General features: G+C 56.7%; 13 protein-coding genes. 9 read left to right on the plus strand and 4 right to left on the minus strand.

Going from position 1 to position 15,459, the window contains the following annotated elements; genetic code table 11:
* Positions 1-11 precede the first annotated feature (11 nt).
* Positions 12-812 carry a substrate-binding periplasmic protein gene (locus tag KJI95_RS12885; RefSeq protein WP_214507606.1) on the minus strand — a complete coding sequence of 267 codons (801 nt, stop codon included), beginning with the start codon at positions 810-812 and terminating at the stop codon, positions 12-14.
* Positions 813-893: 81 nt separating this feature from the next.
* Between KJI95_RS12885 and paeA the strand changes: the two genes are divergently transcribed.
* Entirely contained in the window at positions 894-2,195 is a 1,302-nt protein-coding gene (gene paeA, locus KJI95_RS12890; protein ID WP_214507607.1) for a polyamine export protein PaeA, read from the plus strand.
* Between the two features lie 189 nt (positions 2,196-2,384).
* Here the strand turns inward: paeA and ilvY are convergent, their stop codons facing one another.
* Positions 2,385-3,263: an HTH-type transcriptional activator IlvY gene (ilvY, locus tag KJI95_RS12895; RefSeq protein WP_214507608.1), complete on the minus strand. Its 879-nt coding sequence runs from the start codon at positions 3,261-3,263 to the stop codon at positions 2,385-2,387.
* A 183-nt stretch (positions 3,264-3,446) separates the two neighbouring features.
* Here ilvY and ilvC point away from each other — a divergent pair, with 183 nt between their 5' ends.
* From ilvC to KJI95_RS12930, 7 genes are all read left to right on the plus strand, one after another.
* Positions 3,447-4,928 (plus strand): ketol-acid reductoisomerase, encoded by a 1,482-nt coding sequence (gene ilvC / locus KJI95_RS12900; protein ID WP_214507609.1) that lies wholly within the window; start codon positions 3,447-3,449, stop codon positions 4,926-4,928.
* Between the two features lie 518 nt (positions 4,929-5,446).
* Entirely contained in the window at positions 5,447-7,120 is a 1,674-nt protein-coding gene (gene ilvG / locus KJI95_RS12905; RefSeq protein ID WP_214507650.1) for an acetolactate synthase 2 catalytic subunit, read from the plus strand.
* Complete coding sequence (gene ilvM / locus KJI95_RS12910) at positions 7,117-7,368, plus strand: acetolactate synthase 2 small subunit (RefSeq protein ID WP_214507610.1); 252 nt, start codon at positions 7,117-7,119, stop codon at positions 7,366-7,368. The genes ilvG and ilvM overlap by 4 nt, the downstream gene beginning before the upstream one ends.
* A gap of 56 nt (positions 7,369-7,424) precedes the next feature.
* Complete coding sequence (gene ilvD / locus KJI95_RS12915; RefSeq protein ID WP_214507611.1) at positions 7,425-9,281, plus strand: dihydroxy-acid dehydratase; 1,857 nt, start codon at positions 7,425-7,427, stop codon at positions 9,279-9,281.
* A gap of 1 nt (position 9,282) precedes the next feature.
* Positions 9,283-10,878 (plus strand): threonine ammonia-lyase, biosynthetic, encoded by a 1,596-nt coding sequence (gene ilvA, locus KJI95_RS12920; protein ID WP_214507612.1) that lies wholly within the window; start codon positions 9,283-9,285, stop codon positions 10,876-10,878.
* Positions 10,879-11,038: 160 nt separating this feature from the next.
* A complete protein-coding gene (locus KJI95_RS12925) occupies positions 11,039-12,169 on the plus strand; it encodes a pyridoxal-phosphate-dependent aminotransferase family protein (protein ID WP_214507613.1) in 1,131 nt (376 codons plus the stop codon).
* Between the two features lie 90 nt (positions 12,170-12,259).
* A complete protein-coding gene (locus KJI95_RS12930) occupies positions 12,260-12,973 on the plus strand; it encodes a substrate-binding periplasmic protein (protein ID WP_214507614.1) in 714 nt (237 codons plus the stop codon).
* Between the two features lie 37 nt (positions 12,974-13,010).
* On the opposite strand, the gene KJI95_RS12935 is transcribed toward KJI95_RS12930, so the two are convergent.
* Positions 13,011-13,766, minus strand: a complete 756-nt coding sequence (locus KJI95_RS12935; protein WP_214507615.1) for a phosphatase PAP2 family protein — start codon at positions 13,764-13,766, stop codon at positions 13,011-13,013.
* 396 nt (positions 13,767-14,162) lie between these two features.
* On the opposite strand from KJI95_RS12935, the gene KJI95_RS12940 reads away from it, so the two are divergent.
* Positions 14,163-15,059: a hypothetical protein gene (locus KJI95_RS12940; RefSeq protein WP_214507616.1), complete on the plus strand. Its 897-nt coding sequence runs from the start codon at positions 14,163-14,165 to the stop codon at positions 15,057-15,059.
* 102 nt (positions 15,060-15,161) lie between these two features.
* Here KJI95_RS12940 and ubiK read toward each other — a convergent pair whose 3' ends face one another.
* Positions 15,162-15,410, minus strand: coding sequence for a ubiquinone biosynthesis accessory factor UbiK (gene ubiK / locus KJI95_RS12945; RefSeq protein WP_214507617.1), 249 nt, complete (start codon positions 15,408-15,410; stop codon positions 15,162-15,164).
* Positions 15,411-15,459 lie beyond the last annotated feature (49 nt).

Here is a 15,459-nt window from a genome sequence, read left to right on the forward strand (position 1 = left end):
GGAATACCCGCTCAGGGCTGGGGTTGCTGCAGTTTTTCCTGGTTTATTTCGAGTATCCGCGCCAGTTCGCCCTGGTTTCTGAGCTTATTGATTTGCTCATCAAAATGGCGCTTAAGCCATTCCCGCTTCGGGCTTTGGGGCGAAATCAGCAGGTAAAAGGGTTCGCTGGGCGCGCCGATGATGGGGCCTTTGCCAAGCGGCGGAAACGGCTGATTGGGCATCAGAGCCAATTTGGCCGGCAGCAGCTCCAGTCGGTCGAGGTAAAAGCGGCAGCGCCCGGCACTCAGCACTTCAGAAAGCTGCTTGTAGCTTGCTGTGCGCACCACGTCTGTGCCGCTTGCCAGACCGAAGTGGCTGTAGTTGTGATCGCCAAGGCCGCAAACCGTGCCAGCGCTGCGTAATTCTTCTGCTGAGGCAACCTCGGTTGGTGCGTCTTTCGTCGAAGCGAGAAAAAAATAGCCGGGTGTCAGATAATAATAAGGCTCAGATGAGATATAATCCCGCTGCCGCTGCTCGTTCATGGATGCGCTCAGGGCACCATCCACGGCTCCGGTAGTCAGGGATACAAGACATCGCCGCCATGGAAGGGACACCACCTCATAGGATCCCACCTCAAATACCCGTTTGAGCACATCGATATCGTAACCGGCAAGTTCAGTGGTTTTGGCATTGCCCTGACGGACAAAATAGTTGAATGGCGGAAACTCGGTTTCCTCGACACAGAAGGTGAGCTTGCCCTCTGCCGCGTCGCATGGCGGCGCGAGAAGCGTCACAAAGTTGAAAAATGCCAAAAGATATAATGATTTGAACATCGCTCCCCCATCGGCTGTGGCCGACGTACTGAGTATAGCAAGCGATAGGCGCAGCCGCGCTGATCCACAACGGACGAGAACATGGGTTTTATAGAGAATATTTTTGTTATCTTGCTGCTGATAAGTGTCAGCTGCTTTTTTTCCATGTCGGAAATTGCGCTGGCAGCCGCCCGTAAAATCCGCCTGCGCCAACTGGCCGACGAAGGCAATGAGCGCGCCGCCAAGGTATTGGAGCTGCAGGCCCATCCCGGCAACTTTTTCACCGTGGTGCAAATTGGCCTCAACGCGGTCGCCATCATGGGCGGTATTGTCGGTGAATCGGCCTTTACCCCGCACATCATGGCGCTGCTGCAAGGCGTTGTGCCCGATCACTGGCTCAGTAAAGTCAGCTTTTTATTATCATTTTTGCTGGTAACCAGCCTGTTTATTCTGCTCGCTGATTTGATGCCAAAGCGCATTGCGATGGCCATGCCCGAGCGGGTCGCCATGCGTTTGGTCGGCGCAATCACCCTGTGTATTACCGTGCTGCGCCCCTTGGTTTGGCTCTTCAACGCACTGGCCAACGGTCTGTTTCGCATGCTGCGTATCCCCACCGAACGTAACGATGCCATCACCGAAGATGATATTTATGCGGTGATGGACGCGGGCGCCGAGGCCGGCGTGCTCGACAAGGGCGAGCAGCAGATGATGGAAAACGTGTTCGAGATGCAGAGCGTGCCGGTGACGTCGGCCATGACTGCCCGCGAAAGTCTGGTGTTTTTCCGCCAGAACGACACCGAAGATGACATCAAGCGCAAAATTACCCAGGACCCGCACAATCAGTTTCTGGTGTGTGATGGTCTGCTGGATTCCATCAAGGGTTATGTGAATTCCACCGATGTGCTTATTCGATTAATCAGCGGTCAGCCCTTGAATCTGAAAGATAATTCGTTGGTGCGCAGCTGTCCTATTATCCCCGACACCCTGAGCCTTTCTGAGGCGCTGGATTATTTCCGCAACAACCGGGTGGATTTTGCAGTGGTGATGAACGAGTACGCCCTGGTGATTGGGGTCGTGACCTTCAAAGATCTGCAAAGCGCCGTGATGGGCTCCTGGGTGCTGGCCGAAGGCGAGGAGCAAATCGTCGCCCGCGATGCCTCCTCCTGGCTGGTGGACGGCGTGACGCCTATCACCGACGTCATGCGCGCCTTTGGCATCGACAGTTTTCCCCAGAGCCAAAACTACGAGACCATCGCCGGTTTCATTATGTTTATGCTAAGAAAAATACCGCGCCGCACGGACTTTGTGGTCTATGCCGGTTACAAGTTTGAAGTGGTTGATATCGACTCCTACAAGGTTGATCAGTTGCTGGTAACCCGGGTCGAGCAGCCGCCGCTGAGCTAATCCCAGCTCAAAGCCAGGCCAAAGTGCAAAGCCGGGCGAAAAGTAAGGCGAAAAGTAGGGCGAAAAGTAGGGTAAAAAGCCAGGCGCAAAACTAAGCTGCGCCGGATGTCCGGACTCAAGCGAAAAAGCCGCGAAGCTATTAATGGCTCGCGGCTTTCTTATTTGTAAAAAGCTTTATTTCTTCAAAGCTTATTGGTCGATACAGTCGAGAAAGGCGGCAATCAGCGGGTCATCCAGCCGTTTACCTTTGCAGCAGCAGCCAAGCTCAAACGGCGCTATCGGCACGGGGCTTGGAATAAGCGCAATCCGGTCGCGCACCGGGCTGTGCTGGATCACCACTTCCGGAGTGATGCTCACCCCGCAGCCGAGCGCCACCATGGAGACAATCGCCTCGTGGCCCGACACCTTGGCGTAAATATTCGGATTAATGCCCATGGCGCGAAACCAGGCATCGGCGCGACGCCTCCCTGGGCCATGCTCTTGTAAAATAAAGGGTAATCTGTCCCACTGGATGCTGGCTTCTGCCAATAGCTCCTTGGCGCGGCAATGTACCTGGGGCGCTATCAGGGTCAGTGGAATGGTTTCAATCGGCGCAAAATGCAGGTTTTCCGGAAAGGATTCCGGCAGCGCCGCAATGGCGATGTCGGCGCGGTTTTGCTGCACTTCGCTGACCGCGTGGGCGGCATCGCCGGTGCTGAGCACGATTTCGACCAACGGATGCTCGCGGCGGAATTTATCCAGCATCTTGGGCAGGTGGCTGTAGGCTGCCGTGACCGAGCAGTAGAGATTCAGGCGGCCCTTGAGCTGCAGTTGATTGGGGTCGATGCGGCTTCTGAGCTGCTCCCAGCCGTTGACTGTGTCCTGGGCAAACTGACGAAATTCCACCCCGGCCGGCGTGAGGCTGACGCTGCGGTTATCGCGCTCAAACAGCCGGGTGCCGGCGTCTTCTTCCAGTCGCTGCATGGCGCGGCTTAAGGTTGAGGGGCTGACATGCATCTGCTCGGCGGTGCGGGCAAACTGCAGGGTGTCACACAGGCTCAGGAACAACTTGATTTCTCTGATATCCACACTGACCTCGACGTCCGGATTAGGCTGGTTTCACGTTGCTAAAAGTGAAATGTTAGATTTCGTATATATCATTTTGAGCAATGCTAACCCTCCGCTATAGTGATTTCAATCACAATCGACGAGCCCTTTCGCAGGCATGCTGATTGTTTGAACCCAATTAACGAAGGATAAGTGGTATTCACTATGGCTAACTACTTTAACTCATTGAATTTACGTCAGCAGCTGGCGCAGTTGAGCCAGTGCCGTTTTATGGACCGCAGCGAGTTCGCCAAGGGCTGTGACTACATCAAGGGCTGGAATATCGTTATCCTCGGCTGTGGTGCCCAGGGTCTGAACCAGGGCCTGAACATGCGCGACTCCGGTCTGAATATCTCCTATGCCCTGCGCGCCGAAGCGATTGCCGAAAAGCGTGCTTCCTGGAAAAAAGCCACCGATAACGGCTTTAAGGTTGGCACCTTTGAAGAGCTGATCCCAACTGCCGATCTGGTACTGAACCTGACCCCGGACAAACAGCACTCCAACGTAGTTAACACTGTGATGCCGCTGATGAAACAGGGTGCGACTCTGGCCTATTCTCACGGTTTCAACATAGTGGAAGAAGGCATGCAGGTTCGCCCAGATATCACGGTTGTGATGGTGGCGCCCAAGTGCCCGGGCACCGAAGTGCGTGAAGAATACAAGCGTGGTTTTGGTGTTCCTACCCTGATTGCGGTTCACCCGGAGAACGATCCACGCGGTGACGGCCTCGAGATTGCCAAGGCTTACGCCAGTGCCACCGGCGGCGACCGTGCCGGCGTGCTGCACTCGTCATTCATCGCCGAAGTGAAATCGGATCTGATGGGCGAGCAAACCATCCTGTGTGGCATGCTGCAAACCTCTGCCATCCTTGGTTACGAGAAAATGGTGGCCGACGGTGTTGAGCCTGGCTATGCCGCCAAGCTTATCCAGCAGGGGCTGGAGACCATCACCGAAGCGCTCAAGCACGGTGGTATAACCAACATGATGGACCGCCTGTCTAACCCAGCCAAGATCAAAGCCTTTGATATGGCTGAAGAATTGAAAGGCATTCTGGCGCCATTGTTTGAAAAGCACATGGACGACATCATCAGCGGTGAATTCTCCCGCACCATGATGGCCGACTGGGCCAACGACGATGCCAACCTGCTGCGCTGGCGCGCCGAAACCAACGAGACCGCGTTTGAGAATGCGCCGCACAGCGACGAGCATATCGACGAGCAGGCCTACTTCGACAAGGGCATCTTCCTGGTGGCCATGATTAAGGCCGGTGTAGAGCTGGCGTTCGATACCATGGTTGCGGCCGGTATCATCGAAGAATCAGCCTATTACGAGTCGCTGCACGAAACACCGCTCATCGCCAACACCATCGCCCGCAAGCGTTTGTACGAGATGAACGTGGTGATTTCCGATACCGCCGAGTACGGCTGCTATCTGTTCAACCACGCTGCGGTACCGCTGCTGCGTGACTACGTAAAAGCCATGCCGGCGGAATTCCTCGGCGCTGGCCTGAAAGACAATGGTAATGGCGTTGATAATCAGCGTCTTATCGAAGTTAACCGCGCTATCCGTTCTACCGCCGTTGAGTTTATCGGCGAAGAGCTGCGCGGTTACATGAAAGACATGAAGCGCATCAGCGCTGCCCAGTAACAATGGGCATGGCCGGGCTGCTCAGGGAGCCAGCAGTCCGGCAGCAACAAATGCAATAATATCAATCCATTAATCTGGTTGATATGACAACAGTTGTGTTGAGTGGTCACAACTGACGCTGGTCGAAAGACCTGAGCTTGTGGCCAAGCTCGATACTGTTTCTGTTGTTGTTTGCATTGTCTCGGCAGGGATGCTGAATCTTTTTTGGAATGCAAATTTTCTGTTGTAAAGCCCGCAAGCTTTGTGCTAATTCTTAAAGCTCGCTGAAAAAGGCGACAATCAGAAACGATTACGCAATATTTTAAGGACTCTGTCGAACGTGTTTAACCTGGCTGCCAAGCTCCTTCTCGTGATTATTACCGTAGTGATTATTAAGTCACAGCGGGGGCGGCGCTTGGCAAACTGACAGACCTAATACCAGGAAAGAAGTTGCAGAAACCCCCCGCTCCTCAAGGACCGGGGGGTTTCTCGTTTCAGGGCTTATAAAAATCTTACGGCAGACGGGCATGGCAAAGAATTTGATGGAAGGACAGATGATGAGAGGCGCAGACGCAGTCATCAAGGTATTGGCCGCCCACGGGGTGACCACGGTATTTGGCTATCCGGGCGGCGCCATCATGCCCATCTACGACGCGCTTTACGGCAGTGAAGTCGAGCACACCCTGTGCCGCCACGAGCAGGGTGCCGGCTTCGCTGCCGTGGGCTATGCCCGCGCCAGCGGCAAGACCGGCGTGTGTTTCGCCACCTCTGGCCCCGGTGCCACCAACCTCATCACCGCCCTTGCCGATGCGCTGCTGGATTCAGTGCCTGTGGTTGCCATCACAGGTCAGGTGTCCACCTCGGTTATCGGCACCGACGCCTTTCAGGAAATCGATGTGCTCGGCATGAGCCTGTCCTGCACCAAGCACAGCTTTATGGTGCAAAGTGTGGAAGAGTTGGTGCCCACCCTGTACCGCGCCTTTGAGCTTGCCGCCTCCGGTCGTCCCGGCCCTGTGCTGGTGGATATCCCCAAAGACGTGCAGATAGCCCAGCTTGAATACCGCGCCCCGCTGATAGCCGTTGCCGACGAGCCCGAAGTCCGTGATGCCGATATCGACGCCGCCCGCGCCCTGCTTGCCGCTGCCAAAAAGCCGATGCTGTATGTGGGCGGCGGTGTGGGGATGGCCGGAGCCACTTCGCAGCTGCGCCGTTTTATCGAGGCGACCCGCATGCCATCGGTCGCTACCCTCAAGGGACTTGGCACCATAGCCCATGGTACCCCGGGATACCTTGGTATGCTCGGCATGCACGGCGGTAAGGCCGCCAACCTTGCGGTGCAGGAATGTGATTTGCTCATGGTGGTGGGTGCCCGTTTTGATGACCGCGTCACCGGCCGTCTGGCCTCATTTGCCCCCAATGCCAAGGTGCTGCATCTGGACATAGATGCCGCCGAGCTTGGCAAGCTGCGCCGCCCCGATGTGGCCATCGCCGCCGAGCTTCGCGCCGTGCTGCCGCGGCTTGAAATGCCGCTAGACATCGCGTTGTGGTGCGCCGAGGTCGATGCGCTCGAAAAGGCCCATCGCTGGGACTATAACCACCCGGGCAGCCTTATCTACGCGCCGGCCATGCTGCGCCGTTTGGCAAACAAACTGCCGGAAGACAGCGTGGTGAGCTGCGATGTGGGTCAGCACCAGATGTGGGTTGCCCAGCATATGCATTTCCGTCGCCCCGAAGATCATTTATCCAGCGCTGGCCTTGGCACCATGGGTTTTGGCCTGCCAGCGGCCATCGGCGCCCAGATGGCGCGCCCCGATGCCACAGTGGTAGCTGTGTCCGGCGATGGTTCGTTCATGATGAACGTGCAGGAGCTTACCACCATCAAGCGTCGTAAGCTGCCGGTGAAAATCCTGCTTATCGACAATCAGCGTCTTGGCATGGTGAAGCAGTGGCAACAGCTGTTTTTTGAAGAGCGCTACAGCGAGACCAATCTGTCCGACAACCCGGACTTTGTCACCCTGGCTTCTGCCTTCGACATTCCCGGCCGCACCATTTTTGCCGCCGAAGAAGTGGAAGAAGCCCTGAATGAAATGCTCACCTGCAACGGGCCATTCCTGCTGCATGTGGCAATTGATGATGCCTTTAACGTCTGGCCTCTGGTACCGCCGGGAGCCTCCAACAGCGATATGATGGAAGAAATGGAGAGAAGCACATGAACCATAATCTGGAAGTCACCATGGCCCAGCGTCCCGAAGTGGTTGAGCGTGTGCTGCGCGTTGTGCGCCACCGTGGCTTTACCCTGACCCACATGAATATGCGTCTGGGTGAGGGCAGTGTGTCACTGTCGCTGTCGGTCTCGAGCGAGCGGGCAATTGAGTTACTCAGTAACCAGCTCACCAAGCTGGTGGATGTGACCGGCTGCCATGTACTGCCGCAGCCCATGTCACAGTCAGCCAGCGCCTGATGCTGCAAACTGTATTCTGTTTCCAACAAAAATTTTAAAAATCATAGGAAGTTACAATGGCTAAATTACGTTCCGCCACCAGTACCGAAGGCCGCAATATGGCGGGAGCCCGCGCCCTGTGGCGTGCCACCGGCGTGAAAGATACCGACTTCGGCAAGCCTATCATCGCCATTGCTAACTCCTTCACCCAGTTTGTGCCCGGCCACGTGCACCTTAAAGACATGGGCTCTCTGGTGGCCTCGGCCATCGAAGAGGCGGGCGGTATCGCCAAAGAATTCAACACCATCGCCGTGGATGATGGTATCGCCATGGGCCACGGCGGCATGCTGTATTCGCTGCCATCCCGCGAGCTGATTGCCGACAGTGTGGAGTACATGGTCAATGCCCACTGCGCCGATGCGCTGGTGTGTATCAGTAACTGTGACAAAATCACCCCCGGCATGCTGATGGCGGCGCTGCGCCTCAACATTCCTGTGGTGTTTGTTTCAGGCGGGCCGATGGAAGCGGGTAAAACCAAGCTGTCTGACAAGCTCATTAAGCTTGATTTGGTGGACGCCATGGTGGCAGCCGCCGACAGCCGCATCAGCGATGCCGACAGCGAGAAAATCGAGCGCAGCGCCTGCCCGACCTGCGGCAGCTGCTCCGGCATGTTTACCGCCAACTCCATGAACTGCCTCACCGAAGCGTTAGGGCTGTCGCTGCCGGGCAACGGCTCGATGCTGGCGACTCATGCAGATCGCCGTGAGCTCTTCCTCGAAGCCGGTCGCCGGGTGATGAAGCTTGCCAAGCGCTACTATGGCGACGATGACGCCTCCGTGCTGCCCCGCGCCATTGCCTCGTTCAAGGCCTTTGAAAACGCCATGGCGCTGGATGTGGCCATGGGCGGCTCGTCCAATACCGTGCTGCACCTGCTGGCGGCGGCCCAGGAGGCCGAGGTGGATTTCACCATGGCCGATATCGACCGCATCAGCCGCAAGGTGCCGCACCTGTGCAAGGTGGCGCCGTCCACGCCCAAATACCATATGGAAGATGTGCACCGCGCCGGTGGCGTGATGGCGATTCTGGGTGAACTCGACCGCGCCGGGCTGCTGCACACAGACGTAAACCACGTAGCTTCGGAAGATGGCACCTTGAAATCTGTGCTTGAGCGTTTCGACGTGGTGCTGACCAAAGATCAAAAAGTGCATGAGTTTTTCCGTGCAGGTCCTGCGGGCATTCCGACGACCCGCGCCTTCAGCCAGTCCTGCCGCTGGGATACCCTGGATGATGATCGCCGCGAAGGCTGTATCCGCAGCCGTGAGTTTGCTTTCAGTCAGGAAGGCGGCCTTGCGGTATTGTCGGGCAATCTCGCCGAAAACGGCTGCATAGTGAAAACCGCCGGGGTGGACGACTCTAACCTGGTGTTCAGCGGTGTCGCGCGGGTATACGAGAGCCAGGAAGATGCCGTTGCCGGCATCCTTGGCGGCGAAGTGGTGGCAGGTGACGTGGTGGTGATCCGTTACGAAGGCCCCAAAGGCGGCCCCGGCATGCAGGAAATGCTGTATCCAACCAGTTACTTAAAGTCACGTGGCCTGGGTACCCAGTGCGCCCTTATCACCGATGGCCGCTTCTCAGGCGGTACCTCGGGGCTGTCCATCGGTCACGTGTCGCCCGAGGCGGCCTCCGGCGGCACCATAGCCCTGATTGAAAATGGCGATCGTATCGATATCAATATTCCGTCGCGCAGCATCAAGCTGCTCGTGAGTGACGCCGAGCTTGAAAGCCGCCGCGAAGCCATGAACGCCAAAGGGCCGCTGGCCTGGAAGCCGCTGTCTCGTGTTCGCCCTGTGTCGCTGGCGCTCAAGGCCTACGCCATGCTCGCCACCAGTGCCGATATGGGCGCGGTGCGCGACAAGTCCAAACTGGAGGGCTGAAATGCTGGATTTTGCAGGTAGTAGTGAATCGAATAAATCAGAGGTGAAGCCCGTGGATCTTGCTCATTATTATCTGCAAAAAATCCTGCTATCGTCCGTGTATGACGTGGCCAAGGTGACGCCCCTGTCTCACATGGGCAAGCTGTCGGCGCGCCTCGGACAGGAGATTTATTTAAAGCGCGAAGACATGCAGCCGGTGCATTCTTTCAAGCTTCGCGGTGCCTACAACCGCATTTCGCAGCTGTCGGATGCCGAGTGTGCCCGCGGCGTGGTCTGCGCTTCGGCGGGCAACCATGCCCAGGGCGTGGCGCTCTCGGCTTCAAGCCGTGGCATCGATGCCGTTATTGTGATGCCGACTACCACGCCGGACATTAAAATTGATGCGGTGCGCCGCCGTGGCGGCAATGTACTCTTGCACGGCGAGTCATTCGATCAGGCCAACGCCCATGCCCAGCATCTGGCGCAAACCGAGGGCCGGGTGTACATAGCGCCCTTCGATGATGAGGCGGTGATCGCCGGGCAGGGCACAGTGGCGCAGGAAATGTTGCAGCAGCAGCGGGATCTGGAGCTGGTGTTTGTGCCTGTGGGCGGCGGCGGTCTGGTGGCCGGTATCGCCGCTTACTACAAGGCGGTGCGCCCGTCGGTGAAGATCATCGGGGTCGAGCCCGAAGATGCCGCTTGCTTGAAGGCGGCTATGGCGGCGGGTGAGCCGGTGACACTGTCTCAAGTGGGCCTCTTTGCCGACGGCGTGGCGGTCAAGCGCATCGGCACCGAGCCGTTTCGTATCGCCAAGCTCTATGTGGATGAAGTGGTGACCGTTAGCTCAGATGAAATCTGCGCTGCGGTAAAGGATATCTTCGAGGATACCCGCGCCATCGCCGAGCCTGCTGGCGCACTGTCGCTGGCGGGGCTTAAAAAGTATCTCTCCCACAGCGGCGCCGCGCTGCAGTTGGTCGACAATCAACCGCGCAAGGTGGCAGCTATCTTGAGTGGCGCCAATGTGAACTTCCATAGCCTCAGATACGTGTCTGAGCGCTGCGAGCTTGGTGAGCAAAAAGAAGCTGTGCTGGCGGTAAAGGTGCCCGAAGTACCCGGCAGCTTCCTTAAGTTTTGCGAGCTTTTGGGCAAGCGCGCCATGACAGAGTTCAACTACCGTTTCTCCAGCCGTGACCGTGCTGTGGTGTTTGCCGGCATTCGCCTGAGCCGTGGCCAGCAGGAACTGGCGGAAATCATTGCGGCCCTGACTTCGGGCGGCTTTGAGGTGCAGGATTTATCGAACGATGAAACCGCCAAGCTGCATGTGCGCTATATGGTGGGCGGTCATCCGCCTGAACCCATCAATGAGCGGCTGTTCAGCTTTGAGTTCCCCGAGTATCCCGGCGCACTTTTGAAGTTTTTAACCACCCTGGGCAGCCGCTGGAACATCAGCCTGTTTCACTACCGCAACCACGGCGCCGCCTTTGGGCGGGTGCTGGCGGGGTTCGAGGTGCCCGAAGCCGACAGCGAAGCTTTTGGCCGCTTCCTCACCGAGCTTGGCTTTGTGTGGCAGGAAGAAACCCACAGCCCGGCTTACCAGTTGTTTTTGGGTACCAAGTAAGAGAAATAACGCCCCTGCCTTAGACCAAGGCAGGGGCGTTTTAGTAAGGGAATTATGCTAGGGTAATTGCTCGAAATCAGAAGATAACGAGATAACTCAGACCTCAGCGCGGCTGCGCCGCGACAAGTTGCAAACCCGACAAAACCAACAAGGAGTCTCCATGCAAGCCGCCCCCAAGATTGCTCCCTTTATGCCACCGCGCCGAGTGCTGATGGGCCCGGGCCCTTCGGATGTGTATCCTGCCGTGCTGCTCGCCCAGGCCCGTCCGACAGTTGGCCACCTCGACCCGCTATTTGTGGCCATGATGGATGAGCTGAAAGCGCTGCTGCAATACACATTTCAAACTCAAAATGAGGTGACGCTGGCGGTGTCGGCGCCGGGCAGCGCCGGCATGGAAACCTGTTTTGTGAACCTGGTGGAGCCGGGCGAAAAGGTGGTGGTGTGCCGCAACGGTGTGTTTGGTGAGCGGATGCGCCAGAACGTGGAGCGCTGTGGCGGTGTGGCCGTGGTGGTGGATTTCCCCTGGGGCGCACCGGTAGACCCTGCTGTGGTGGAAGGAGTGCTGAAGCAGCATCCGGACGCGAGTTTCCTCGCCTTTGTGCACGCTGAAACCAGCACAGGCGCACTGTCGGATGCCAAGACCCTGTGCGCCCTGGCGCGTGAGCACGGCTGCCTGTCTATTGTGGATGCGGTGACGTCTCTGGGCGGCGTTGAGCTCAGAGTCGATGACTGGGGCATAGACGCCATCTATTCGGGTAGCCAGAAGTGTTTGTCCTGCGTGCCGGGCTTGTCGCCTGTGTCCTTCTCGCCAAGGGCGGTGGAGAAGATAAAAAGCCGCAAAACGCCGGTGCAGAGCTGGTTTTTGGATCAGACGCTGGTGATGGCCTACTGGAGTGGTGGTGGCAAGCGCGCTTATCATCACACGGCACCTGTGAATGCCCTCTATGCACTGCACGAGTCGCTGCGCCTGCTTGCCGAAGAAGGCTTGGAAAACGCTTGGGCGCGCCATAAAAACATGCACTTGCAACTCAGGGCCGGGCTTGAAAAGTTGGGGCTTAAGTTTGTGGTAGATGAGGCTTATCGCTTACCGCAGCTTAACGCTGTGTATATTCCTGCGGGAGTGGATGATGGCGCGGTGCGCTCGACTCTGCTGACGCACTATAACCTCGAGATTGGCGCCGGACTGGGTGATTTGGCCGGTAAAGCCTGGCGCATCGGCCTGATGGGCTACGGCGCCCGCGCCGAGAATGTGGCCCTGTGTCTGCAGGCGCTGGATGAAGTGCTGCGCTGAGTAAATTACTGAGCGCGGAAGTAAGCCATAAGTTGGTCTCTTCGATTGTCAGTGTCTATAGTTATGACAGTGACAATTCGAAGGGGTTTTATGCGCTTAGCTCTGCTTTTGCTGATGTTGCTGGCCTTGCCATCCGGGGCGGCAACCGTAACCATAGGCGCCGCCTTCAACCGTCCGCCTTATATCATTGAAGACGCCGAATCGGGCTTTGAGCTTGAAGTCATCCGCGCCGCCTTTGCTGAAATGGGCATGGAGGTGCGCTTCAAATTTTACTCCCGCAAGCGGCAAATCCTGTTTTATGAAAAGGGTCGCCTCGACGGGGTAATGACCATCAGCCCCAGCTTTGGCTTGTCGGGCTATCCTTCAGATATCTATATCAATTATTTCAATGTCGCCATCAGCCTGAAGAGCCGGCAGCTGCATTTGCAGCAGGTGATGGATTTAGCCAATTACAATGTGGTGGCCTTCGAAAATGCCTCTTTATTGCTTGGCGGCGACATTCAAACCCTGAGTCGGCGGCCCAACTACCGCGAGATTGAGCCGCAGTACACTCAAAACAAATTGCTCTACCTTGGCCGGGCCGATGTCGCCGTTGCCGACAAATATGTGTTTCTGGCCAACAATGCTTTGGTGGGTGATGAGGTAGACACCAGCAAAGAACTTGAATTTCATCAGCTGTTTGCGCTAAGCCCCTACCTGGTGATGTTCAGAAACTCCATAGTGCGCGATGCCTTTAACGCGGGGCTTGGCAAGCTTAAAGCAAGCGGCAAATATCAGGCGTTGCAACAGAAGTTTCTGGAGTGAGGTTCTGCTTTTTCTCGGCTGACGCGTTGCTTTTCCTCTACTTGTTGGCGGCCTTTAACAGCGAAGCAGTACCTATGCCTGCGAGGCTCAGCGGCAGGGCTATCAGGGTTGCCACCAGCACATCCTCGCTGTAATGCATGCCAAGCAACATCCGCGAAAATCCCATCGCCAGCGCCCAGACGGTCAGCATAAAGACCAGCAGCCAGTGGCCGGACGCTAAAAAATACCAGCACGCCGTGAGGCTCAGCACCACAGCAAACAGGGTGTGTCCGGATGGAAACGAATAGCCTACCTCTTGCTGCCAGTGGCCGTTGATGGCGGCCGACATTTTGGGGATGACGGGTGGCGGGGCTTGCATTAATCCGCTCATCATCGCCTGTCGTCCCGCTTTGGCCTGCCGGTAAAACTGCTCAAGATCCAAAAGGCCTGCCTTAGCAAGGTACTCGGCATTGGGCCGTGGGGCATCAAAGCGGGATTTCAGCGTTTCGTTCAGCAGCAGGCCCGCACCCAACGCCAGCGCGGCCGCGAGCAGGAGTCGGGTAGCCTGAATGCGCGACAAGCTGACAAAGCCGTAAGCAACCACGGCGGCCGCTGTAATTGCGCCCCAGGGCGCAGTGCCGCTGAACGTAATGCCATAAAAGAAGCTGGCAGCGGTGCCATCGAGCGCGATTAACGGGAAAAGATTGATATCGGTAAACTGCAGCAGCGCAGGCGGCAGCAACATAGTGAGCCACAGCGCGGCGAGACTCAGAAAGCGGCCCGGTTTTGTCAGGGTTACTCCTTGGCGATGCATGTAGACTCCATTCACTCAAAACTGCCACTCGCTGCTAAAAATTAAAAGCGAGAATTAACAACGAGATTTAAAAACGAGAGTTAAAAACGAGAGTTAAAAACGGCAAAGTAACATAGCCGCCCAGCCTAACGGCAAGCACGCTGCTATGCCAGCCAAAAATCACCCCAAGCCCGACATTTACCTTGGCGGGCTTGCTCGAACGTAACTGTTGCTTAAGTCACCGCTTGGTCAGCCGGATTGCAGTTGCCAAGCAGCTACGCCGCCAACCCCAATGCACATCAAACATTCTTTTCTGCGACATGGGCAGTTACCTTAGGCTGAGCTAGGCTTTATCAAGGCCGCCGCCCTCTGTGGCGGCGCAGTCTGTCTTAGCGGGTAGATCAGGGAGGATGCCGTATGCAGCTTATTATCGAACAACAGGAACCCAGGCTTATAGCCGCAGCCCTTGCCGAACAATTTGATTTTGCCAGCGCCGATGCCCAGTGCATGAAGGCCTGTTACAACGCCTTGTTGTCGCCAGATGCAACCTATGTGTTTTTCAGCCGTTATGCGGCCATCAATGGCTTTGCCGGGCCGCTGGTCGCGAGGCTTGCCAGCGCGATTGGTTTAAGTCGTGGCACCTTTATCGACCAGGATGAGTATCCCGATATCGCCGACAAAGACATGCTGGTTGCGCAGCAGGTGTTCAGCGCGACCATAGATGAATTTGGTGATGCCGGACAGCGTGGGTTAACCCACAGAACCCTGGCGCAGGCGACGGTAGAAGCCGCCGCACAATTTGCCGGCCTCAGCCGCTATCGGCGCCGGGAGCTGGCGCAGTTGCCCGGCACGTATCAGCCGCTGCTTGAGTCATTTATCCGTGACTATCAGGGGGAGGTGGGTAACGCGCGCCGTCTCGTGTATGCGCTTGGGTATCATCTGGCGAGTGAACTCAGGGCCGACAGGGAATATGCCCTGATAGACGAAGTGTTTTTGCACAGCAGTTGGGGTAAGGATTTCAAGGCGTGGCTCAATGAGCATAAAAGGGTGTCGCTGTTTGGCGAAGCCCTGCCGTCCTGGTACTGGGTTGCAACCCACGGTCACTATGGTGGCAACGGGGTGGAGTGGCAGCATTTTGATGCGGCGCTGGTGGCTATTCGTGGTGCCCGCCGTTACAGCCCGTTACCGATCGCGGAATTTGATACGCTGGTGGCGGAGGGCTTTGGCGATTTTATCCGTCTTATTAACGACACCTTTATCTTGCTGGCGGGTGAATGTGGGGCGGTTGCTGCCAGCGAAGAAGCGCAGGTTTAGCGGCGCTAGCCGCCGAATTTAGCGCCATGCGCGCCAGATGTTTACTGTTTGATACATAAGAAAAAAGCCGGCAATGCCGGCTTTTTTCTGTTAAAGCACCTTTCAGTTACCGAGCTTTTTTTCCAGCTCTTCAACTTTGGCCTGCAGGGCCTCGAGCTTTTCGCGGGTGCGCAGCAATACGTGTTGCTGCACTTCAAATTCTTCGCGGGATACCAGATCCAGCTTCATCAGTTGGCTTTGCAGTACCTGCTTGCTGCGCTCTTCCACTTCCCCGGCAAATTGCTTCAGACCGGATGGCAGGTTGTCACTGAGCTGCTTGGCCAGCTCTTCGATTTTTTTCGGATTCAGCATAGGGTGTTCCGCCTTGGAGTGATTCAGCCCTGAATGTCATGGCCATGAT

Origin of the sequence: Shewanella jiangmenensis (assembly GCF_018596335.1) — a bacterium.
Lineage (GTDB): Bacteria > Pseudomonadota > Gammaproteobacteria > Enterobacterales > Shewanellaceae > Shewanella > Shewanella jiangmenensis.

What these genes read in the sequence shown, in the direction of transcription:
- KJI95_RS12885 (WP_214507606.1), bottom strand. Translation starts at nt 812, where the DNA reads ATGTTCAAATCATTATATCTTTTGGCATTTTTCAACTTTGTGACGCTT.
- paeA (WP_214507607.1), top strand. Translation starts at nt 894, where the DNA reads ATGGGTTTTATAGAGAATATTTTTGTTATCTTGCTGCTGATAAGTGTC.
- ilvC (WP_214507609.1), top strand. Translation starts at nt 3,447, where the DNA reads ATGGCTAACTACTTTAACTCATTGAATTTACGTCAGCAGCTGGCGCAG.
- ilvM (WP_214507610.1), top strand. Translation starts at nt 7,117, where the DNA reads ATGAACCATAATCTGGAAGTCACCATGGCCCAGCGTCCCGAAGTGGTT.
- ilvD (WP_214507611.1), top strand. Translation starts at nt 7,425, where the DNA reads ATGGCTAAATTACGTTCCGCCACCAGTACCGAAGGCCGCAATATGGCG.
- ilvA (WP_214507612.1), top strand. Translation starts at nt 9,283, where the DNA reads ATGCTGGATTTTGCAGGTAGTAGTGAATCGAATAAATCAGAGGTGAAG.
- KJI95_RS12925 (WP_214507613.1), top strand. Translation starts at nt 11,039, where the DNA reads ATGCAAGCCGCCCCCAAGATTGCTCCCTTTATGCCACCGCGCCGAGTG.
- KJI95_RS12930 (WP_214507614.1), top strand. Translation starts at nt 12,260, where the DNA reads ATGCGCTTAGCTCTGCTTTTGCTGATGTTGCTGGCCTTGCCATCCGGG.
- KJI95_RS12935 (WP_214507615.1), bottom strand. Translation starts at nt 13,766, where the DNA reads ATGCATCGCCAAGGAGTAACCCTGACAAAACCGGGCCGCTTTCTGAGT.
- KJI95_RS12940 (WP_214507616.1), top strand. Translation starts at nt 14,163, where the DNA reads ATGCAGCTTATTATCGAACAACAGGAACCCAGGCTTATAGCCGCAGCC.
- ubiK (WP_214507617.1), bottom strand. Translation starts at nt 15,410, where the DNA reads ATGCTGAATCCGAAAAAAATCGAAGAGCTGGCCAAGCAGCTCAGTGAC.